Genomic DNA, 23548 nt, shown 5'->3' on the forward strand with positions numbered 1-23548 from the left:
TTTATATTATTATAGATTAATTGAAATACCAAGGTTATATACTGATTGGATTGGGTAACCCAGACCATTGCCACCCATTTCTACGTCCCATAGTTTGAAATTACTGAAGGTAAAAAGGTTGATTGCAGAAAAATAAATCCTTGCGCTTCTTACTTTAAGTTTTCGAAGATTTGTAAAGTTGTACCCCAGATCAACATTTTTCAACCTTATGAAACTACCGTTACGCATCCACCAGGTAGACGGCAAATTATTCGGGGCAACACGCCATGTACTTAAACGTGGCCAAAAGGCATAAAGATTTCTATTGTCTTCTGACCAGTGATCATCCGCTATGGCTTGTAGCAATCCTGTTTGATAACCACCGTCTAAAAAGAAAGGCTGAATGGCTGTAGGATTTATGAAAAAAGAAGAACGTGCAGAACCCTGAAAATAAAAGTTTAGGTCAAATTTTTTAAAACGTATAGAGGATCCAAATCCGTATATTATTTCAGGCTGAGAAGGATAACCGAGTGCTACACGATCATCGGTGGTAACAACCCCATCACCATTTATATCTCTGTATTTGATATCTCCCGCCAATAGTCCATTATCGCCAAATTGTGTTGGCGAATTTGCCACGTCCGCTTCATCTAAGAATAATCTTTCTGCAATATAACCCCATTGCTGACTTGCGGAGTAGCCAGCTTTAGATAGATAACTTATGTTTTGAGGATAGGATAACTCATCAATTTTTAAAACTTTACTTGTTGCATAGGTCAAAGTCCCGCGCATTTCGACGCTAAGATCCTTTCCCAGAGATTTACGGTAATTCGCGGATAGGTCTATTCCCTGGGATTCGAGTTTTCCGGAATTAGCCATTGGTATTGCCATCAATCCGGCTGCATTGTCAAGATAAGTAATAGGCTGTAAAATCTGAGATCGTTTTTGTTTAAAAACATCAACGATGAGTTCAAATGAATTAGCAATTCCCAAGTCCATACCTAAATTTAATTGCTCAGACTTTTCCCAGGTAATGTTGTTGTTTGCATATCTTGATATAGATACCCCGTTACGATTGTAAGTCCCCACTCCATCATTTCTACCGAACGAGGATCCAAAGCCACCGTCATTCATATTTACATTAGACAGGTATAAAAATCTGTCAGCGACCTCTCCTATCTGATCATTTCCAACCACACCGTAGGTCGCACGGAGCTTCAGATTTGTCACAACTCTTTTAAATTGTTCAAAAAATTTCTCATTTGAAACCCTGTAAGCGATACCTCCTGATGGAAAAAATCCAAATCTGTTCTGCTCGGAAAAGCGTTCAGATCCATTGAACCCGAAATTGAATTCTGCTAAATATCTGTCATCATATCCGTAAGAGAACCTACCTGACACCCCATTGTTTCTACTGGGAAGCGATCGAATCAACGATCCTGCATTACCTGTTTCATAGCTTGAGAAATAAGTAACCAACATTCCTCCAACAGCATGTTTTTTCGAAAAAGTCCTGTTATAATTAACGGATCCTTCAATCCAGAACCTGGAATCAACAAGTTTTTCTCCCTCATTGTAGTTGAGGTATTCTGTCCCTACAGTTCCAACAGAACTCGCTGACCCATCATTCAATACATTTATCGAATATGTTCCTGTAGTGGGATCGATGGTCGAAGAATAATAAAACGGATTGTAAAATCTGTTCAAGGCAAGATAAGATGTTCGCTTCACGTAGGACATCATTCTTGCGCTTAGGCCTTGTGTTAAACCGTTTAAATCCTGCTTTAATTCGATTTGAGGATTTAGATTTGAAGTTTTATAAGTTTGATATCCCTTAACCATCTCGGCATATGGATTTACAAAGAGGGTATTGGTTTCTGCTGCACCCGTATTGATTGTCCTTGCACTACCAAATAGCGGATGTTCGATGTAAGGGAGCTTTTCTTGAGGATAGACTGCAGGAAACATTACAGGATTTGAGCGCAGGGCATTGCTAAAAGTAGTAGAACCACCTCCTATTGGCCCATTGTAATCATCGAACTGTCCGTAAACCCTTAATAACAAGACAGTCGATTTTGTTAGATTCAGGTCGATGTTTGACCTCACTGCGTAATTGTTGAGTTTGATGTTGCTGTTAAAATTGTTAATGGGATCAACTCTTAATACACCATTATCCCTATTAAATGTTCCCGCAATGTAATAACGGGCCTTATTTGTACCTCCGCCTATGTTAAGATTGAAACCCTGGTTAATGGTATAATCTTTTATGAGCTGCTTTATCCAATTATTGTTTGGATATAAATACTGGTCATCGCCAGCTCTGGTATGATTGATCTTATTCTGGGTGTAAGGTGGGATACCCAGTGGCGTTCTGGTGACTGAGGCTTCATTAGCGAGCTCCATATAGGTAATATTATCTGCAAGCTGAAAATTTCTGGTGTTTGTTGATACGCGATTTTCTGCCCTAAAGCTAAACCTGGTCGTACCTTCCTGCCCTAACTTTGTATTTATCAAAACAACTCCATTTGCCCCTCTTGCCCCATATATAGAACTAGCAGCTGCATCTTTCAATACTGAAAAATCTGAGATATCATCTGGCTGTAACCTTGCCATATCATTTGGAGAAGATTCAATTCCATCGATCAGTATTAAAGGGTCTCTTTTACCAGTACCAAAAGTGGAAAGCCCCCTGATGTAGAATGTTGAGTTGTCCGTTCCAAGACCTGGTTCTCCACTTTGCTGAAAGGCTATTATACCTGCAACCTTTCCAGCAATGGCGTTGGTTAAATTCGATGAGGGCGTCCTAAGGTCTTTCACATTAACACTAGTAATCGAGCTGACTAAACTTGCTTTCTTTTGCTGTGCACCAAATCCTGTGATTGTAACCTCTTCAAGATCTTTGTTATCTGGTTTCATCAGCGCATCGATGATATATATCCCCTCACTGTTTGGCCTGTAGTCGGCTACGTTTAAAATAAGTTTCTGATAGGATACACTGGTTATAACAATTTTTGCATTTTTTGGGACTTTTAATTTATATCTCCCGTCATTATCTGTAAATGATCCCCTTACAGTACCTAACACGTTAACATTTGCGCCGGGGATACCTCCTATGGTATCTCGAACGACACCGGTAATGGTTACTTCTGTCTGTGCGATAGCTGGTAAAGCGTTTAAAATAAGATAGGCGATACCAAGAATTTTAATTATACTTTTTAAAAGTATTGTAGGGCTGAGCCTACGATTAATATAAGATCTATTCGTCATTTTTTTTGAATGTTTTAAATACTTGCATATTTTAAGGCATGTTTGTCCAACAGAATTGCTTCCTGAGACACGGCCACTTAATCTGAGTTTAGATAGCTGATCAGTTATGTATAAAAGATCTACGGTAAGCTTAGAAATCAAGCTTTTGACAATAACATAAAACTAGAACTCAACTGAGGAACTGGCAAGTAGCAAAGGCTCAGGCGATGAATAGAAAGAGGTTTAATTTGATCAGAGGCTTTCCAAAATGAAAAGGGAGTAATTCTGGTTAAATGGTTAATTAATTGGATTAAAAGTGTTCTTGAATCGAACAGAGTGATTCCTGTGTTAGCGTTTTTTCTCATAAAAGTTATCTGGTTTGGATCAAAACTACTGTTATAGACCTAACCAAATGAGGGACATATCTTTCTAAAATGAGCGATAAAAAAGACAATTTTCTTGAATAAGGACGACTGTTGGAAATTTTGAATTTATTCTATCAATTTAATTCGGGAATATTTCGATAGAAGTTCCACTTTAAAATTTTTCAGCTATGGTGATTTCGTATACGATTTTTAAACAAAACATATCTTTTTGATTATCAATACAATGCTGGAGATTTGCTTAGCAATAATTATTTTAATAAAGTTTGAATGGTAATAGAGGTAAAAGTTGATACCGAGATTTCAGTGTACATATTTAAGTTCATCGGACAAATGCATTTTAATATATGATGCAAAAATTAATGACATTGGATTTTATAAATGATTTAGAGCTAGCATAAAGTCATTCAATGTTAATTTAGGAATAAAGTCCCTTAGCTGTTAATCTAACCAAGATCAATAACTTATAAACTCAGAGATTGTATATGTTTATTTATGGACTAGTTGGTGTGTGCCATGTAGGGAATCTATGCCTGCCTCTCGTCAATTAGCCAAACAATTTTCAGGTAAAAGGGTTAGTTTCGTCTATTTATCTATAGACGAAAAATTCGATAGTTGCGAGAAAGCATCCAAAGAAGAAGACCTAGATTCCAACACCTATAGTTTTTTACTCCTAAACCCAAAAGAGTCGGGCATTTTGAAGCTAATACAATTCAAGACCATACCTCGCTACTTGTTATTTGATAAAAATGGGAAATCGGTACATGAGAATGCACCGGACCGTCAAGTGCCGAACTAAGTAAAATAATAAATAAATACTTATAAAATGTATAACTAATTTTTATAATAATACATTCAATAAGCCTATGAAAAACGAGTATCGAATATACGCTATAAAGGAGGTGGACAGACGGTCAAAATAATATTTTAACTTCCAGAATGCCAATGCTTATTTATTTCATTAGCCGAACCTGAAAGATATTTCCAATTTTAGTACCATCTATAGTCTGAAATTTGACTACAATATTTTTATTTAATAACTGGGCCGGTATCAAAAAATCCCTGGTGAAATATATATCTCCTTTCTCCCCGTTTAATCTAACGGTTTCGATTAACACATCATTAATGAGCACATCAAAGTTTCTGTTCTTTTCAGCACCATATAAAAGTACTTGTACTTTTCGTGCACTAAGATCTTTATTATTTAGCTGATAACTAAACCATCCTGAGCCGGTTCGGAAATGATTTTCCCTGAAAATACCATTTTCTGTTTTTTCGCCTTTGAAATTATGGTCAGATTCAGGTTGTTGTTCACCAGTGTTCACCAAATCAACAGTCTCCTGCTCAAGTTTCATTTTCTCCATTTCGGCACGCTCAACGGCCTTTGACTTCTCCGGAAGATTTTCTAACGTTGAATATGGAAAATAAATTACATATCGCTTTTCTGAAAGACTGTAAAAAGGGACCAATTTCATTTTTTTATACTTCTGTTGCGCAATAATTGCATCTGCAGTAAATGATAATGGTGTATTACTTGTCGGTATTAACTTTGCAGCAAGTTCTGATTTATTTCCGCTGATTAAGGGAACTTGATTTATAGGTAAAAGCTGGCCAGATGCAATATGCCCCATTCTGCTTCCATCGGCAGTTAAGTTTGACTGGCTTAGCGTATCCATCTCAGCGGCCAACACAACGGGGCCATGTAAAAAAGAAACCCAGTCTGAACCATCAGGAATAAATTCAGCGGAGCTATGCATTGGTAATATCACCTTAACCAGATCCTCTGTAGACCATAGACGGTCTACACTAACATAACCATTACCGAGATCTTTTACATCAATATTCTCACCATTGACCAAAATAGAAATTTTGCCATTTGTAACCCAGGATGGTTTACGGATATTCAAAGCAAATTTCTTTTTATTATTCAGCTTTAGCTTTATGGTGGTAAAATCCTGCTGAGGAAAATTGTTTTGCTGAATTAACGCAACTCCTTTTTCTTTCCAATCCAATTTTGAAGGAATGAACAAGTTAACGTAGATATCTCCAAGCGAGTTATGTGCGTAAATCAATTCTCCGTATTTACCATGATTTTCCAAACCAGAACCTACACAACACCAAAAACTTTCCTGATTTCTGGAATAGGTACGATAGTGACCAGGCCTCATTGGGGTAAAATAAACGAAGCCACCCTCACTTCTTTGGGATGTTAAAATATGATTATATAAAGTTCTTTCATAATAATCAATGTACTTACTTGAAGGTTCCTGCAAGAAGAGCTGCTTTGTTAGTTTGAGCATATTATATGAATTGCAAGTTTCCGGACCTTCGCGGGACTCAAGCATCAAGGAAAAATCCTTTGAGGGATTGAAATGTTCACGCACGCTGTTCCCACCTATACTTACACTTCGGTGTTCAACCACGGTTTCCCAAAAAAATTCAGCTGCTCTTGATAGCTCGTTATTGTTGGATACTGATGCAATCTGCTGGAAGCCGATAACTTTAGGAATCTGAGTATTTGCATGTAAACCATTGAGCGCATCTTTTTTATCTTCCAGTGGTTTAAGAATAGACTGATCGGAGAATTGTAAAGCAAGTTTTAAGTATTTTTCATCGCTGGTGAGTGAATACACATTTGCAAACACTTCATTAAGTCCGCCATATTCACTTTTTAACATTGTTTGAATTTGCTGGTCTGTCAATTTGGATACCAAATTTATACACCAATCAGTTAGGCTGATGAGCATTTTCTTCGCCTTTAAATTGCCTGCGATTTCGTATGCATCATAAAGGCCGGAATATATTTTATGAATATTGTATAGGGGAACCCATTTGCCATTAAGGGATGAACTGGATGCTTTGATGTTACCATTTCGTATTTGGTTCCACATTTCCTTTCCTCCAGGAATGCCTGAGAGATAACCGTCGCCATTTTTTATCTGACATCTTTCAAGCTCATCAATTACATAGTCCAATTTCTTTTTCAACCTGATGTCTCGTGTTGATGCGTACATAAATGAAAGTGCCGAAACATAATGACCACATGTATGCCCATCAAGGCCCGTATTTTCCCAGTTTCCATATGAAGTTGCCTTTGGAATTAAACCAGATTCCCTAATATAGGGTGAGAGCAGTCTGTCTGCATCCAATGATAACATATAATTTTTATCAGTTAACTGGGCTTTTTCAAACGCGCTTTCAAGTAAACTTACCTCTTGAAACTTGTAGCCCTTTAATTTATCCTGACTAATTACAGCGGAAGAAAAGAAAGATAAAAAAACAAATAAAAGACAGGACTTTGTATCCAAATGAAAATTGTTTAATCTGAAGGTAATTGAATAATAATTTTTAATTGAGTTCATCCACATTTTTATTTAAATATTTCTAACGCAATAAATTATACTGCGATTAATTCTAAAACTTATTCTCTCTAGCGCATCCGACCCTTTTGAATAACGATAAATTTGTTAGTGTTTTTATAATTTCGGATTATTTGGATTTAGTGATTCATATCACAAAATAACCATTTCTTTTATACAATCATAGGGGACAGATCGAGACTTAAACAGGGTTAATCATTAAGTTTTTGCTTATTTCAACTAGTTAAGTTTACGGATGCCAACAGTGCAGAACATTAATAGCATCGTTTTCTCCAAAATATTGTTAGTCAAGATATTTTAGGTGATATTTTTATTCAAAATAATCCAATTAGCATTTTTCAAATTTGATGCGCATAAACTTTGATGGATACGGCTTACATTGAAGACAGCCAAATCCACTATCTCGAATACTATTTTGAGAACAGCTAATTCGAAATGAATATTTTGACCATTTGACTATCATAAGATACCTACTCCAGAAAATTCATTTGCAAATAAAATTACATCAAATCTAAATCATTATCTGCATGATTGTATGTGTTATGAAATATCAGATTCTACCTACCCTTACAATTCATTAGCATATTTAAAAAGTACCACAATATATTACAATGACACTTGAATAAGGGAAGAGCAATAATTGTCAGGTATTATACAATAAATATTAAATTCTTCTACTTTTGAGATTTATGATTAAAAGGATTCTATTCCAGACACAATATTCATCTTGCGGATAGAGGGTTCTCTACCGGTTAACCAAACATGGGTTTGAAATGCACGATTCGACCATTTATAATTATTGTTATCCGAGATCAAACAAAGGAAACCATTTTGAAGCATTTTATAGCCAGATATCATCTTTGATTTTCTAGCTTCCGCAATTACGCCTTTAAAGCACGCATCCTCAATTTCTGAGTAGCTAATTAGGTCATCATGACTTCTGATAAGTTCCTGTGCAAATAAGTCGAATCGCTTCGCCTTTATGTAATTTACAGCCTCAATCGTTCTATCATTCTCAAGAAGTAAAAATTTTACGCTTTGGAAAGCTGAAGGAGATTCCGGCAAAACATATTTATGCAACATTTTGGTGTTGATATCAGCTAAGCGCTGGAGATTTAACACAAAACTTTTTACCAGGTTAAACGCTGTTAACGAATCATTATTCAGTTTCCGAAATTTTTCCAATAGGTGACTGCGCTCCGGGTTCGCATCAAAAAGTAGAAAAGACAAGCCAGTCATCCTTAGAGGCAAAAATTCAAAATGCTGGGTCTTTTGATCTATGAATAGACAATGTCCCTTTTTACCCAGAAGACATAAGTACATTGTAGGCGCTTGGCAAATCTTGACGAAGGGATAATTGTTTGATCTCAAGAAAATGTTAATCATCTTTAGACGACTTAAGCCAATAGTAAACATCTTATTTACAGCTAAAATTAAAGAGCAGGCTAAAGCGGTAAGGAATGAATGATTTATTAAGCATTCATCTGATGCTAAAATCATCATATTGAAGCCAAATAATGATAAACCTCTACCCAGTAAAGTTCCAATAACATTCTCAATACAGGATTGCCAAGGGTCAACCGCAATTCCAAGATCAAATATACCAGTTTCAAAGTTCTCCTTGTTCATGAAAACTTTTACTTTATAATCACTCCTTGGTGATATCGCAATATTAAAATAGGAATCAATATTAACAGAAATAGACTTTCCTTCAAACTGGTCACAATGTCCTCCAAATAGATGTACGGTTAATGGTGTTTTAAAAATTTCAGGTTTAGTATCGAAGGCTTGTGTAAAATCAAAAATTAATTTTTCAGTATCTGGCATAAACTTAAGGATAGGGAATATATAGGGGAGCGCCTTTAAATACAGGATAATTATTAAATCATTTCTCAGTATGGATTGTAGAGCAACAGGAAATGCCCGACATCTTCGTCAATAAAGCAGATAAAACTGTTGCTCAAGACAATGTTAGTTACAAACGAAATCAGATTAACACCTTGGGAATCTCTCATTAGCTAACAGAATTATAGAATATATTTCGATTGATTTGATGACCGCAAATCAATGCAAAACAGAGAAGGAATTTAGGTGTCAAATCCATTGATTTTAGGGGAGTAAATTTATGGTTCATCAAGATAATCTTCTTATTTATTGCTTGAGAGGGGAAATTCATATTAAGGCATGTCACATAGTGAAAATGTCATTCCTTCTAATACCTGTATTTTGTTTTACTTTTGAACGTATTCAAACAACCCCAGTGTTTAAAATGAAATTCTTTCTGCTATTTTCTCAACTAAGTATTTGCTTCTGTCAATTGAAGGCTCAATCAAATGCCTGTCACTCCCCTGCCGGTTGGTTATATACAGACCAGCAAGGAACTTATGGCACACCAGCTGTTCCAAATTACTTACTGGATGAAGAAAGTGATAGATATCTTAGACTTTCAGGAGTTTATTGTGCGACCAGATCTGTTGTAGGTACATGTTACATTACCTATGCCCCGAAGCCAGGTACTACGGTAGGTAATGCTGCCAGCGTTTATGGGGAATACGTTACATTTAGCCTAGTCCAGTGTGGATTGGATAGCTACGTAGTATATCTACTTTTAATTTCTGGAGCTATCGGAACTTTCTTTTTGCGCAGAAAAATACTTTTGAGTGCCTAAACAGCAACTCAGGTTAATTCCTAGTGGATCTTGAATTACAACTATAACATAATATTGATTTTGGGCTATTTACAATTTTGACCGCTAGAATAAAACCTTTTGATAATCATATCAGCGGTATATTGACAGGTAAAATGCTGTATTATTTTTAATGGGGCAATACTATACTAACATATAATTAATACTATTGAAATCTGGCATACTAAAATTCAGACATCCTGGGTTAGATAACATATACTTTAATCGAACTAAAATGAAAAGAGGCCTTTTTACAGCATTATCAATAATATTAATATTTATTATTTCCTGCAAAAAATCTGAGAATAAAGTCGCTGGAGATCAGGCCAAACCTGTAGCTGAGAAAAAAGTTTACCTACCAAATGAATGGAAAAAAATTGACCTAAATAATAATGACAGTGAATGGAGTAATCTCCGCAGTGCCAAGTCAGCCAACGTTGTTGTATTCTGGCAGAAAGGTTTCGGAGATGATCCATCGAAAGCAACTGATGCCAGTATGCGTTTCAATAAGGAAGTAATCTTGCAGAAAGCTGAGCGGATATATGAAACTTACCGTAATACTTTAAAATTTACGGGATTAAATACCCGAACGGATTCATTGCGAATGATGATACAGGTGGTTTATAGCAAGGATTGGGTTGCTGCAGGATCAGGATGGGATAACATTATAGGCGCATTATGGGTTACGCCCAGGGCACTCAATATAGACGCCGTATTGGCGCATGAGCTGGGCCATTGCTTTCAATATCAGGTGGCATGTGATGGGATGTATGGTTTTAGGGATCAAAATTATGTTGGTTCATTTTGGGAGCAATGTGCCCAGTATATGGCTCGGCAGATTTACCCTGCAAGTCAACTCGATGACCTGAAATTTTTTACAGATAATTCATACCGTAATTTTTCAAATGAAGAAATCCGCTACCAATCCTTCCACTTACAGGAGTACTGGAAATTAAAACGGGGGGCAGACTTTATTGGAAAGCTATGGCGTGGCGCAATTAAACCAGAGCATCCTTTGCAAACCTATAAAAGAATTGCGGGGATAGACCAACCTGGATTAAATGACGAGATTGCAGACTATGCCATGCGCTGTGTAAGCTGGGATCTGCCAAATGGCGAGTATGTGAGATCAGCTGCAACCCGGACAAATGCTCGTTTAACGACGAAACTTATTAAGAGCACTACCGATAATAGCTATATTGTAGACCCAACGGTTGCCCCAGAACCTTATGGATTCAATGCATTTGAACTAAATATGCCAACAAGCAGCAACCAGGTGTCTGTTAGTTTTACTGGACTAGATAACACAAAGTATAAGTCATTTCAAGGTTGGCGATATGGATTTGTAAGCTTAGATGCCGCAAACATACCAACATATGGAACCTTGGGTAAAACCGATATGGGTACAGTCAGCTTTACTGTTCCAGCTAGCAGTGTAAAGCTATGGTTTGTCGTTACCGGCGCACCTGTAACTCACTACAATCATGTGTGGGGGACCTCACAAATTGAAATACCAAAATTCAATTACAAAGTGAATTTTAGCAATACATCACCAAAGATTTAATTCTGACAAAAATAAATTTCATCTAATCCGAAACAGAATGAATAGATCATTAAAGAGGTAAATTGATAGAGTATTTATCTGACAAGTTTTTTCACTATTGAATCATTTACCCATATTACACTGCCATGCCTAGCACCTTCTGGCATGTTTAGTTTATCGGAAACGTCTTCCCAATTCTTAAGGTCGTTGGAGACGACAGCACCATATTTATGCGCTTCATATTTATCAAAATAGACAGTCCATCTTCCTTTTATCATCACTGCAGTTGGCCCCTCTGCCCAATAATTACCCGTAATAGGCAATGATGGGGCGCTATATGGCCCATCGATATTTTTACTGTAGGAAATTAGGATATTTTTCTTTGCCGTGGGATATTTGGTTTCATCTTTCAGAAACATTAAATAACCATTTTTATACTTTTGGATACTGGCATCGATAACATTAAATCCTTTATTATACAGCAGTTTTGTTTGACCAAAAGATTTAAAGTCCTTGGTTGTAACAGAATATATCCTATGATTCTTCTCTCCAGGCACTTCTGTTTCTTTAAATCTTCCTGAAATGGTACTTGCCCAGTAAATAAAATATGATTTATGCTCATAATCATAACTTATCTCAGGAGCCCAGCAGTTTTGTGCACCTTGCTCATGTTCCATTACTGGCAAATATTGCTGCTCCGACCAGTTGATCAGATCCTTTGATCGCGAATAACCAATACCACGCTCTTTCCAACTTACCGTCCAAACCATGTGAAAAAAACCATCAGGTCCATAAATTATAGATGGATCTCTCATGAGCTTATCCTTACCAACCATAGGCATCAAAAAACTGCTGTCATTACCTAGAGCTGCCCATTGCATGCCATCTTTACTGCTAGCAATATGCAAACCATCCTCACCATTCCCCTTGAAGTAAAAGAATAAAAGCGTCTTCGATTCTTTTCTGGACTGAGCAACTACTAATGAATTAAATACAAATGTGAATGATAACAGAACAATTATCTTTTTCATAAATATGGCAGTTTTATGTTTGATCACCGCTATGATCTTTAAAGTCTTTAGGCAAAATCTTTTAAGGAAATTACTCTTTGGTCACTATAGCATTCAAAACTTTTGGAATATCCATTTCTTGGACAGATAAATCTTTTATGTTCCGATAAACAATTGCTGGAATGGGCGCATTATAAGGGATCGACAGGTTATTTATATCTAGCTTTGAAACATCATCAAATAATAAAGCTGGTCTGAAATCTTCACCCTTTAAGCTAACCTTGCAATTAATAATATTTACCCGTCTGGCATGCCTAATATACATTCCCCATGAAGGAAGTTCTCCGAACATTGTAAATTCCGGATAAGCCGAGGCATTTTCACTTACAGTAGCTAAAGAATCCAAACTATGAAAAGCTTTCGTTTTACTAGCCCCGCCTCCGTATTCTATCACAATATTTTTCAAAGTAATATTTTCAATTAAATGTCCAGGAAGTCCTGTTATCGATGCAGGTAGCAGGTTGTGTGGCGGGACTTTGGGCAATGGGCCTTCCAGAGGATAACCAATATCTGGCTTACCGGATGGTACCTCTACGTTAAAATTATCAAAACTTATGTTTTTTACTGAACTATAAGCTCCATCTTTATTCCTGTGACCCAAACGGACAAAAATTGCATTCCCGGTATTTTTAGCTTTTATATTATTTACCCTTACTCCATCGATAAAACCGCCATCAACTGCCTCTATGGCAACAGCTGAACGATAAGTATCGAAAACAACCAGGTTTCTTACTGTAATATTTTTGAAACCACCAACCGAACCCGTGCCAATTTTAAATCCACTGGCACTTGACCTAAGCACGCAATTCTCAACCACTATATTCTCGCAGATGCCTTTAATTGTTTCTGATTTAAGGCATATGGCATCGTCTGCAGCATTAAAATAGCTGTTGGAGATAACCACATTTTTTGAATCAACAATATCTATCCCATCATTATTCCAGTATGTGGTACTGTGGACCTTGATGCTGTCTATGGTCACCTCATTGCATTCTTTGTAATTCTGGACCCAGCTGGCAGCATCTTTAAGTGTAATACCGCTAACTTTAACCTTCTGACAACCTTTAAAAAAAAGTATATTTGTTCTGTTCGCTTCAGTGGGGCGTTTGACGAGCCACTGATCATCGCTGATTTCTCCTGATCTGAGGCGCTGAAATATACTGAGCATTAACTTATGGGCCTGCCCATCGATAGTACCTTTTCCTGTTATAGAAACGTTTTGCTGATTTATTGAACTCACTACGGCCATTTTTCCATCGCTGTAGCTCATTCTTTCAGCGATGCCCATAAGTACGGAATTAGATTCTAAATGAAGCTCTACATTGCTTTTCAAAATCAAAGGCCCGGTAATAAAATTGCCTGCAGGTATAATCACTCGTCCTCCACCTTCTGCGTTAGCGTTATCTATGGCGTTTTGTATGAATTTTGAATTATCAGCTTTTTCAATACCTGCGCCGAAGTTTAAAATATCAAATTGTTTCTGAGCAAAAAGTGATAATGAAAAAAATATGTTAAGGCATAATAGGATTGAATTTTTCATTTAGTAGGGATAAGTGATTGAGTGGTGTTAGATAAAAGAAAGTGTTCTCAAATTATGATACTTAAAGCGCTCCGCGCACATCAAACCGAACGTGCGCGGAGCGAAACAAGGTTTAGTAGCCAGGATTTTGAGCAAAGACAGCTCCACGATTCAAGTCTATCTGGCTCTGAGGTATCGGCCGTAAGAGGTGAAAAGATTTTAGGCTATTCGCCGCTCTCGCTTCTTCGTTATAGGCAAGCACCCTGGATAATAATTTACCTGTGCGTTTAAGCTCAAACCATCTGAATTCTTCTCCAGCAAGCTCGCGGGCACGCTCATCAAGAATAGCATCCAATGACAGGGCACTCACCTGCATTTCTGCTGCATATGTGTTACCAGTCGCTGTGTTGACACCTGCTTTGGCAGCTCTTGAACGAACTGCATTAAAGAACTGAAGTGCTTTAGTCAAATTTCCTGCCTGAAGATAAGCTTCAGCTGCCAGAAGATAAGTTTCTCCTAAGCGGAATACATATGTATCTCTTGTTCCTCCATTATCAGTAAAAGTCACATTAGGATCCCTGAATTTTTTGAATAATGGGAATGTCCTTGTATTTCCAGTAAACGGAGAACTTCGATATTCATCGGGATTAAAAACGTAATATTTTCTATTTGCCTTTTGGGCAGGTGTAAAAGCAATATCGGGGTAGAAAATCACAGTATCCCCCACTGCAAATGTCTTACCGTTTAAATTGCCTGCCGTTTGTGCGGTAAGTCCGGTCCAAACGCTCGCAAGGTATCTGCTATCCCTTGCTTTATCAAAAAGGCTAAAAAAGAAAGGATCAGGTACAGCGGTATGTGCAGCGTTGGGTTTATTATAAAACGCTGCACGACCAATTGTAGCCACATTTTGTACATCCCAAAGAAAATATTGTTGCTGAGAACTTCCAACGACAGCAGTTCCTGAAGCTGCAGAACCCCCGGCAACAGCAGGCAATCCCGGCTTTCCAAGGAAATAAACGGCGTTTGTAGCTGCTGTTGTGCTATATTGTACAGAAAAAATTACCTCTGAATTTATTTGGAAGTTCGCTGTTGAAGGATCAAACATACTCGAGTAGTTTGGACGAAGTGAATAGGTCCCTGAGTTGATAAGTGTTTCAGCAAGAGTTGCGGCTTGATTGAAGTCTGCATTTCCTGAGCCAAAGGATTTATATCCTCTGGTCAGATACACTTTAGATAGAAGATGCTGAGCAAAACCCCTGGTTACCCTACCCTGATCTGTCGTGGTTAGTGGCAAAACAGCGATCGCTTCCGATAAATCTTTTATAATCTGTAGATAGACTTCACTTTCCGGATTTCGTGTGAAGGAATTACTAACGGTTACAGTTCTATTTGTAACTAAGGGTACATCACCAAAGGTTTCTACTAGAAGGTAATAGCAATATGCTCTCAATGCTTTAGATTCTCCTATTCTTGCATTCAAAGTCGCTGCATCCATACCCTGAACCTGGGTTGCCCAATATAATGTATTATTGGTTCCACCGATGGCATAATAAAGCTGTTTCCAGTAGTTGTCCACATCAACCAATGAAGAATTAAGTGAAACATTATACATGTTCAGGGCATTAACATCAGTGGTCGCGTAAGAAGAAAAAACATCTGTTCCAAGATTATATAAGGAACTCATTCCGACTATGTAACGGAAGTTTGGATAATTAGAACGCGCCAGATCTTCAAAGCCCTGTTTGGTCACATAATAGTTCTGATCGGTGGCTGAGCCAAGATTAGACTCTTCAATATATTTCTTGCAACTTGTGCAGGTAATGGCTAGGCCTAAAAAAAGCACAGCCAAAATTTTGTTTATTATATATTTCATATCAAATATCTTAAGGATACTAGGGAATTATAAAGTTAAATTAACACCAAAAATGAAAGTCCTGCTTCTGAAACCTTGCAGTCCAAAGGAACTTAAATCAGCGGTTTCGGGATCCCATCCGATAAACTTAGTCCATATAAAAGGATTATATGCTGTCGAATAAATCCTTAGACTGGTTAATCCTATTTTTTCCGCCAGGACTTTCGGTGCTGTGTAACCAAGGGTCATGTTACTGATTTTGGTATAGGAAGAGTTCTGATAGGTAGCTATAGTCCTTCTGGTTGCATCAGTTTCAATGGCATTATTTGCCCAGGTATTGCTTGGATTTGTTGGTGTCCAGTAACTACGGTTGTACGCACCAAATCTAGCCCTGCTTTGATCACCGTTCAAATACTGGTCTAAAAAGGTGCTCTGTTGAAGGGTGCCTTGACGAGTATAAACAGTAATACCAAAGTCGAAATTTTTGTAAGAAAAGTTATTGGTTATCCCACCAAACCAGTCTGGAATATCACTACCTAATACAACCCTGTCGTCAGCTGTGATTTTACCATCATTATTAACATCCAATAATTTGTACTGACCTGGCTTCTGTCCAAATACAGCAGCCTGAGCTGCTTCTTCAGTCTGCCATACGCCAACAATTTTATAATTGTAAAGCACTCGGGCTTTTTCACCAATGAATCTGGCATTTCCAACATCGTTGGCTCCATTACCAAACAAATCGATTATCCGGTTATTGTTTTTAGAGAAATTGATATTTGTTGTCCATTTAAAATCGCGCCCAGTGATGTTGACAGTATTTAGTCCAAGTTCAATGCCACTATTGCGGATAGAGCCAATATTCGCAGTTACGCTTGCATAACCATTTGCTGCAGGAATCTGCTGAGGGAGTAGAGTTCCTTTTGCAGTTTTGTTGTAATAATCAAAAGTCAAGGCAATGCGGTTAGATAATACGTTTAATTCCAGACCTGCATTATATTCGGTTGTTTTTTCCCAGGTCAGCGCATTTGGTGCAAGGTTTACCACGCCTGAACCATTCGCGGTTGCTCCATTAAAGTCGTAAAAACTCGTTGCAACCGCAGATTGAGTGACATAGGGATAAAAGTATGTACCATTTACCGCAGCATTACCAGACTTGCCATAACTAAAACGGAATTTCAGAAAACTTATAAAATCAATATCTTTAATAAAATCCTCTTCACTTGCTACCCAACCTAAGGCTGCAGATGGAAAAAATCCCCATTTATTTCCGTCGGCAAATATTGAATTCCCATCTGCCCGACCAGTTAAGGTGAACAGATATTTTCCTTTATATGTGTAATTAGCCCTGGCGAAATAGGAGTTGATAGTCTGCTTGGTATATGCACTTGAAACGGTTGTTGCTGGCGCAATTCCATTGATAGTAGTTACATTACCAACATTATACCATAGGGATCTGTAAGGCAGCCCAGAGACAGAAATTAAATTATTATCGCTTTGGTAATAATTTATTGAGCTACCTAAGGTCATCTCAATTTTATGAGCTTCATTTATCGTCTTATTATATATCAATAGATTATCGAATGTGTAGTTTACCAGATGGCTCGCGCTATTGGTCGCCGCATTTGGTCTGGTTCCCGCACCTATTTTCGAGAATGTATCCGTATAGGTTCCTGCACGCTGAAAAGTGATATCCGGGGTAAAAGAAGAACGAAACTTCAAATCTTTAAAAAATGTCAGCTCAGCAAAAATATTGGGCAACATCCTTACATATTGAGTCTTACGGATCTCATTATCAAAATCAAATACTGGATTGGTAATTTGTGCTTCTGTCTCATAAGCAAAAAAACGGTTACTCCCATCGGCATTTAAAGCACTGCCAGTTGGACGAAGTCGATACGCACTCCTGAAAGCCTCTCCGCTGCCAAGATTCAAGTCAGTGTATGCACCATAAAGTGACGCCCCGACCTTTATAGCGTTGTTAAAAGTTTTCTCCATTCCGACCTTCAACGTATATTTTTTTGTATTTTCAATCTTAACAGTACCCTGATATAACTGGTATCCTGCTGACAAGAAATAAATCGTTTTCTGGTCACCGCCAGTAATAGATAGATTATGGTTGGTTTGCAGTCCATTCTGTTTGATTAAACTTACCCAATCTGTATAGTTGCCGCTGGCAATATTTGCCAGCTCAGTAGGTGAGAAAATTTGGGCGTCAGTATATGACACAGCAGGAGTAGCATTACTTCCCAAAGTTTTATAAAATTCCCGTGCATAATCTACAAACTGGGTGCCCGTCATTACTTCGGGCAGGTTATAAGCATTTACAAAGCCAACATACCCATCATAAGAAATTTTAGTCTGGCCGTTGGAGCCTCTTTTAGTTGTTACAATTACAACTCCATTTGCTCCTCGGGAACCAAAAATAGCCGTTGATGATGCATCTTTTAAGACATCCATACGCTCAATATCTGCAGGATTGATGTCGTTTATATTAGAAACAGGAATTCCATCAACTACATAAAGAGGCTGAGTATTGCCGTATATAGAATTTACTCCGCGTATTTCCACAGTCATATCAGCGCCTGGCTTCCCAGAGCTTCGTTTCACATCCACTCCAGCCATTCGTCCCTGTAATGCTTCCTGCGCATTTGGAGCGCGGGATTTGATAATTTCGTCAGCATTTAATGATGCGACGCTACCAGTTAGATCACTTTTCTTTTTGGTTCCATAACCTACAACAACTACCTCATTTAAAGATTTATTGTCTGCAATAAGTTTTACGGTTAGTGATTTAGAACTATTTACAGAAACTTCCTGTGAGTTGTAGCCGATATATTTGAATACCAGGATATCACCTGAACTGGGAACAGAAATTTTAAAATTGCCGTTAGGATCAGTTACAGTACCCCTTGTTGTTCCCTTAATCGTTACGCTAACACCAGGAATTGGTAGATCTTTTTCATCAACGACCTTCCCGCTCACCTCAATTGCTGCTGTAAAACGATTATTTAATGATATAGTTTCCGGCTGGGCATCGATTAGGATTACCTTCGTTTTAAAAACCTTGTAGGAAATGTGGTATTGATTTAATAATCCATCAAGCACTTCGCGGATGGTTTGGTTATTGAAGTTGGCACTGATCTTTGCACCTGACTGAATAACATCTTGATTGTAAATAAATTCAACCCTGTGTGCTTTCTCGAGCTGTTTCAAGATCTCCTTAAGATTTTTGTCCCGTACAGACAAGCTAATCTTTTTATTTAATGCTTCCTGGGCAGAGCTTGTTTTAGAGAAGGTGATACCAGTCATCAATATGATGATAAGAAGCTGACTGAGTGTTATTTTCATAATCTTGCACCAGAGATGCGGATGAAGTAAACAAAAATTCATAATTTCGAAGTAATTGTATTTTGAAAAAAAAATATAATAAACGGCCCTTCACCAATTTTTTTGATGTTCCATTTGGGCTAAAATTTCGAGTACAGAAGTGTGACAGCACTTCTGTACCTTTTTATGGATGTCAGATTGCTTAAGTTGGGTATGAAGACTTCATCGTTTTTGATTTATTTGGTTAGAATTTATTGGATTTTATAAGCGAAACTTTAGATTCACTTATCTCATAATCTATGTTCATTGATGCTTTTAGCACTTCTAATACTTCAGCTAAATTAAGCTTTGTTAAGTCTGCAGTGATATGCATATTTTCCAGCGAGGTATTCTCAAAGACGATGTCTACATTAAAACTTTGTTTAAGTTTTTTCACAACCTCAGAGAGCGGCTCATTTTCAAAGGACAAACTAAGATGTTTCCATTCTGACATATCCTGCATATCTGCCATTTTTATCGTAGATATACGATCATCTTTTTGCTGATAACTAACTTTTTGGTTTGCAGTCAACATTATCTCCCCAACAGCTTTGAACTTATCAGGCTCTGATACCTTATTATTTTTAACGACAGATACTTTTCCAGTTAAAACTTTTACCATAGCATCAGTATGACTATGATAGTCTTTAACCTTAAAGCTTGTACCCCAAACCTTTGTGATCAAATGAGAACTCTTGATTATAAAGGGGCGCTCAGGATTTTTTGATATCTCAAAAAAGCACTCTCCATCCATGGAAATCAACCTGATGTTTTTTGCGAATTTTATGGGAAAGCCTATTTTCGAATTTGGTTTAAGCCAAACGACGCTTCCATCAGATAATATCTTCTTGAGAACTTTTCGAGTATTATTCACAACAAAAACTTGTCGGTTATCTGGTTGTTCTTTCTTTTTTTCTAATAAACCATCAAAAACCGATATTTTAAGAATCATTAAGATAACTGCAGCAGAAATAGCCCTGAACCACCATTTTTTATAAATGGAAACTATTTTTACACTTGTCGTTGTTTCTTCTGGAATCGAATCAAAAGCATCGACCTTTTCAGATATCGCTGCAAGCATTCTCGATTTAAGTAGTCCGATTTCTTTCTCGCTCATTTGATCAATCACCGGCGTAACAGACTCGTATTTTTCATACCAATGTTCGATTATAGCAATTTCTTCATCACTACATTCATCCAATAGATATCGTTTTAATAATAAGGATAGTTGATGATTGTCCATATCCTGAGCCTTTGATTTATTAGTTTATATTATGGTTATAATAGGAAGTCGAATAACTAAGGCAAATCCCTTGCTCTTTAAAAAAAATAATTTTCCAAATAGGCATTTATGAAGATCAGGACTATGCAAAGGCTTGCTTTTATTGACTTAAGTGCGATGGTGAGGTGCCCCTCAACGGTTTTTTCTGATATATTAAGTAAAACTGCAATCTCCTTATTTGTCTTATTTTCATTGCGGCTTAACTGGTATACTTTCCTGCATTTTTCAGGAAGCGATTCTACAACACGTTCAATATGTTTTTTTAGGTCGTAAAGGAAGATGTTTTCTTCATTGGAATTATCGAGGGGTGACTGTGACCTCTTGTCGGTTAGAAAAGTATTTTTTAAAAGTTCTCTGCGATAATAATCAATAACAGAATACTTGACCGCTGTGTACAAGTAACTGCTAAGTGCAGAAGATACATTAATTTGGAACCTTTTTTCCCAAAATTTGACGAATACGTCCTGGACAACTTCTTCACATATAGCGTGGTTATCTAGCCGTTTATGAGCTGAATTATAAAGTTTCGCCCAATAACGCTCATAAACCTCTTCAAATGCTCCAACTTTACCTTGAGTAATCAACAATAGGAGTTCATCATCCGTAAACTTTGAAAATGTACTCATCCCCTTACGTAAATCGCATTTAGTTCTCTAAAAATCTTTTATTAGATACTATAAAGTAAATAAATTATTAGCGCAAAAACAAAAGATCGGCGTTATGGCGATTCAGCGGTAATTAAAGAAATAATGGGTGATATTAGCTCGTAGGTTAAATTAAAGAATCTTGCTGTGTCTATTCACTGATAAAAATCTCATATATGGATGATAACCATAAAATATTTAAATTGATAAATACCGTTACCCGATAATTATAAAATAGTTTTTTCCTATTTTCTCATCAGTTTAAGTGATTGGTTTTGCTAAAATCTTAACAATAGTTTTGAAAACAAAATTATAAAAAAGATGAACAAAAAAATTCCGCTACTAATTATCTATTTGTGCTTTGCTAGCTTAACGTATGCACAACAAAAGACTTTAACTACCAATACAGGCGTTCCCATAGGTGATAATCAAAATTCCAAAACAATAGGAAATAATGGTGCTGTACTTTTAGAAGATATAAATTTGCTTGAAAAACTTGCAGCCTTTGACAGAGAACGTATACCTGAGAGAGTTGTTCATGCTAGAGGCGCAGGTGCATTTGGAACATTCACGAGTGCTGCTGATTTCTCTGCCTATACGATGGCTTCATTATTCTCTTTAAAGGGTAAAGCTACGCCTGTATTCGTACGATTTTCAACTGTTATCCATGGAAACGGATCTCCAGAAACATTGAGAGACCCACGCGGTTTTGCTGTCAAGTTCTATACAGATCAAGGTAATTATGATTTGGTGGGGAATAACCTTCCTGTTTTTTTTATAAGAGATGCAATCAAATTTCCAGACATGGTGCATTCACTTAAACCCTCACCAATAACTAACAGACAGGATCCAAACCGATTTTTTGACTTTTTTTCACATATACCTGAGTCTACGCATATGTTAACCAGATTATACACAACTCTGGGTATACCCTCAAACTATCGCCAGATGGATGGTTCCAGCGTACATGCTTTTAAATGGATTAATAAGGAGGGAGCGATAACCTATGTTAAATACACGTGGAAAACAAAGCAAGGCGTTAAAGGGTTAACGGCACAGGAGGCAGAACTAGTTCAGGGCAAAGACTTTCAGCATGCTACAAATGATCTTTACGACCATATAAAAACTCATGATTTCCCTTCCTGGGATTTATATGTTCAGATGTTAAAGCCGGAAGATTTTGAGCATCTTGATTTTAATCCGCTGGATGCTACCAAAATATGGCCAGAAAAAGATACCAAGAGCATATTGGTCGGTACAATGACACTAAATAAAATACCAGATAACTTCTTTGAACAGGTTGAGGAATCTGCATTTTCACCTGGAGACCTAGTTCCAGGAATTGAGCCATCGGAAGATAAACTTTTACAGGGTAGGCTGTTTTCTTATTTCGACACCCAGCGTTACCGAATTGGCGCTAACTTTCAATCACTGAAAGTAAATGCCCCGATGGTGCCTGTTCATTCTTATAATCAGGATGGTGCATTGTCTAATCAGAATAAAACCTCAGATGTTAATTACCAGCCAAATACCTCGGACAAAGAATATACAGACAATGGTATTCTAGCCTCTTCGTCCAAAATAAATGGTTCCACTGCTACAGTGAGGCATCAAATAGATAAACCTGAGAATTTCAAACAGGCGGGGGATTTCTACAGATCACTTCCAGAAAATGAAAAATTAGAACTTATAAAGAACCTAACCGGGGATCTCTCCGCAGTTAAAAACAGGTCAGTGGCACTTAAAATGGTAGGATATTTTTACATGGCAGATGCAGATTTTGGTAAAAAGCTTGCTAGTGTGCTGAAAATATCTCGGGAAGAGGCTGAATCCACTTTTAGCAATCATTAATTATTAAACTTCACAGGAAGGGCAAGTTAACCTGCGCTTCCTGTGAAGATATATATGTATGGACTTTAGGTTAATTAGTTTCTTGCTTATAAAAGCAGAAGCAAATCGTAAGTACCCAGAGCAAGGCAAGACTACCACATTGAAGCCGTTGAAATACAGAAGGCAGTAGAATATTTTATTTATAAGTAAGAAAAACCATAATGAAACTAATCATAATTATCCTATCACTTATCTTTTGCTCATCAGAAAGTTCTTTTTCCCAAGACATTTTTGTTGCTGCCAGAAATAACGACACCGTAACTCTAAAAACATATATAACGAGTGGAATAAAAATTGATTCTACAGATTCAAGGGGTTCAACTCCACTGATTATTGCTGTTTATAATGGTAATTACAATGCTGCCCGTATCCTGCTTAGCAATGGTGCTAAAACAGACTTTTCTGACAGGTCCGGAAATACAGCCTTAATGGGGGCATGTTTCAAGGGTTATATTGATATGGTTGTATTACTCGCACAATACAAATGCGATATAAATCAGATAAACTTTAATGGTGCCACTGGATTGATCTTTGCATCCACATTCGGACATGCTTCAATAGTAAAATTTCTCCTTAGTAGAAATGCTGAAAAGGACATAAAGGATAAATGGGGAAAGACTGCCATGGATTACGCAGTGAATCAAGAAAACGCTGAAATTTCAGCACTTTTAAAAAATTGATGGTGTAGAAAATGTGTTATGGTCT

At 37.2% G+C, this 23548-nt stretch carries 14 protein-coding genes; 5 read left to right on the forward strand and 9 right to left on the reverse strand.

Annotation, left to right across the window (positions count from 1 at the left end):
* Window positions 1-9: 9 nt before the first annotated feature.
* Entirely contained in the window at window positions 10-3246 is a 3237-nt protein-coding gene (locus ASU31_RS00725) for a SusC/RagA family TonB-linked outer membrane protein (protein WP_083505222.1), read from the reverse strand.
* 840 nt (window positions 3247-4086) lie between these two features.
* Here ASU31_RS00725 and ASU31_RS28080 point away from each other — a divergent pair.
* Window positions 4087-4407: a TlpA family protein disulfide reductase gene (locus ASU31_RS28080; protein WP_425339027.1), complete on the forward strand. Its 321-nt coding sequence runs from the start codon at window positions 4087-4089 to the stop codon at window positions 4405-4407.
* Window positions 4408-4561: 154 nt separating this feature from the next.
* On the opposite strand, the gene ASU31_RS00735 is transcribed toward ASU31_RS28080, so the two are convergent.
* Window positions 4562-6970 carry a glycoside hydrolase family 127 protein gene (locus tag ASU31_RS00735; protein WP_083505244.1) on the reverse strand — a complete coding sequence of 803 codons (2409 nt, stop codon included), beginning with the start codon at window positions 6968-6970 and terminating at the stop codon, window positions 4562-4564.
* Window positions 6971-7681: 711 nt separating this feature from the next.
* A complete protein-coding gene (locus tag ASU31_RS00740) occupies window positions 7682-8815 on the reverse strand; it encodes a hypothetical protein (protein WP_057930483.1) in 1134 nt (377 codons plus the stop codon).
* Window positions 8816-9305: 490 nt separating this feature from the next.
* Between ASU31_RS00740 and ASU31_RS27340 the strand changes: the two genes are divergently transcribed.
* Window positions 9306-9656, forward strand: coding sequence for a hypothetical protein (locus tag ASU31_RS27340; RefSeq protein WP_157257884.1), 351 nt, complete (start codon window positions 9306-9308; stop codon window positions 9654-9656).
* 253 nt (window positions 9657-9909) lie between these two features.
* On the forward strand, window positions 9910-11238 hold the full coding sequence (locus ASU31_RS00750) for a DUF6055 domain-containing protein (protein WP_057930485.1): 1329 nt from the start codon (window positions 9910-9912) through the stop codon (window positions 11236-11238).
* A gap of 74 nt (window positions 11239-11312) precedes the next feature.
* On the opposite strand, the gene ASU31_RS00755 is transcribed toward ASU31_RS00750, so the two are convergent.
* From ASU31_RS00755 to ASU31_RS00780, 6 genes are all read right to left on the reverse strand, one after another.
* On the reverse strand, window positions 11313-12248 hold the full coding sequence (locus tag ASU31_RS00755; RefSeq protein ID WP_057930829.1) for a glycoside hydrolase family 43 protein: 936 nt from the start codon (window positions 12246-12248) through the stop codon (window positions 11313-11315).
* Between the two features lie 70 nt (window positions 12249-12318).
* Window positions 12319-13827 (reverse strand): glycoside hydrolase family 28 protein, encoded by a 1509-nt coding sequence (locus tag ASU31_RS00760; RefSeq protein ID WP_057930486.1) that lies wholly within the window; start codon window positions 13825-13827, stop codon window positions 12319-12321.
* Between the two features lie 112 nt (window positions 13828-13939).
* Window positions 13940-15679 carry a RagB/SusD family nutrient uptake outer membrane protein gene (locus ASU31_RS00765; protein ID WP_057930487.1) on the reverse strand — a complete coding sequence of 580 codons (1740 nt, stop codon included), beginning with the start codon at window positions 15677-15679 and terminating at the stop codon, window positions 13940-13942.
* A gap of 27 nt (window positions 15680-15706) precedes the next feature.
* Complete coding sequence (locus tag ASU31_RS00770) at window positions 15707-19009, reverse strand: SusC/RagA family TonB-linked outer membrane protein (RefSeq protein WP_057930488.1); 3303 nt, start codon at window positions 19007-19009, stop codon at window positions 15707-15709.
* Window positions 19010-19232: 223 nt separating this feature from the next.
* On the reverse strand, window positions 19233-20270 hold the full coding sequence (locus ASU31_RS00775; protein ID WP_057930489.1) for a FecR family protein: 1038 nt from the start codon (window positions 20268-20270) through the stop codon (window positions 19233-19235).
* Window positions 20271-20347: 77 nt separating this feature from the next.
* Entirely contained in the window at window positions 20348-20935 is a 588-nt protein-coding gene (locus ASU31_RS00780) for an RNA polymerase sigma-70 factor (protein WP_057930490.1), read from the reverse strand.
* 339 nt (window positions 20936-21274) lie between these two features.
* Here ASU31_RS00780 and ASU31_RS00785 point away from each other — a divergent pair, with 339 nt between their 5' ends.
* Both ASU31_RS00785 and ASU31_RS00790 read left to right on the forward strand, forming a co-directional pair.
* Window positions 21275-22804, forward strand: a complete 1530-nt coding sequence (locus tag ASU31_RS00785; RefSeq protein ID WP_057930491.1) for a catalase — start codon at window positions 21275-21277, stop codon at window positions 22802-22804.
* Window positions 22805-23004: 200 nt separating this feature from the next.
* Entirely contained in the window at window positions 23005-23523 is a 519-nt protein-coding gene (locus ASU31_RS00790) for an ankyrin repeat domain-containing protein (protein ID WP_057930492.1), read from the forward strand.
* Window positions 23524-23548 lie beyond the last annotated feature (25 nt).

This window comes from Pedobacter ginsenosidimutans, assembly GCF_001442625.1.
GTDB lineage: Bacteria > Bacteroidota > Bacteroidia > Sphingobacteriales > Sphingobacteriaceae > Pedobacter > Pedobacter ginsenosidimutans.

Coding starts and splice junctions, on each gene's coding strand:
- ASU31_RS00735 (WP_083505244.1), bottom strand. CDS start 6,970: ATGAACTCAATTAAAAATTATTATTCAATTACCTTCAGATTAAACAAT.
- ASU31_RS00740 (WP_057930483.1), bottom strand. CDS start 8,815: ATGCCAGATACTGAAAAATTAATTTTTGATTTTACACAAGCCTTCGAT.
- ASU31_RS00785 (WP_057930491.1), top strand. CDS start 21,275: ATGAACAAAAAAATTCCGCTACTAATTATCTATTTGTGCTTTGCTAGC.
- ASU31_RS00760 (WP_057930486.1), bottom strand. CDS start 13,827: ATGAAAAATTCAATCCTATTATGCCTTAACATATTTTTTTCATTATCA.
- ASU31_RS00725 (WP_083505222.1), bottom strand. CDS start 3,246: ATGACGAATAGATCTTATATTAATCGTAGGCTCAGCCCTACAATACTT.
- ASU31_RS00750 (WP_057930485.1), top strand. CDS start 9,910: ATGAAAAGAGGCCTTTTTACAGCATTATCAATAATATTAATATTTATT.
- ASU31_RS00765 (WP_057930487.1), bottom strand. CDS start 15,679: ATGAAATATATAATAAACAAAATTTTGGCTGTGCTTTTTTTAGGCCTA.
- ASU31_RS00780 (WP_057930490.1), bottom strand. CDS start 20,935: ATGAGTACATTTTCAAAGTTTACGGATGATGAACTCCTATTGTTGATT.
- ASU31_RS00790 (WP_057930492.1), top strand. CDS start 23,005: ATGAAACTAATCATAATTATCCTATCACTTATCTTTTGCTCATCAGAA.
- ASU31_RS00775 (WP_057930489.1), bottom strand. CDS start 20,270: ATGGACAATCATCAACTATCCTTATTATTAAAACGATATCTATTGGAT.
- ASU31_RS00770 (WP_057930488.1), bottom strand. CDS start 19,009: ATGAAAATAACACTCAGTCAGCTTCTTATCATCATATTGATGACTGGT.
- ASU31_RS00755 (WP_057930829.1), bottom strand. CDS start 12,248: ATGAAAAAGATAATTGTTCTGTTATCATTCACATTTGTATTTAATTCA.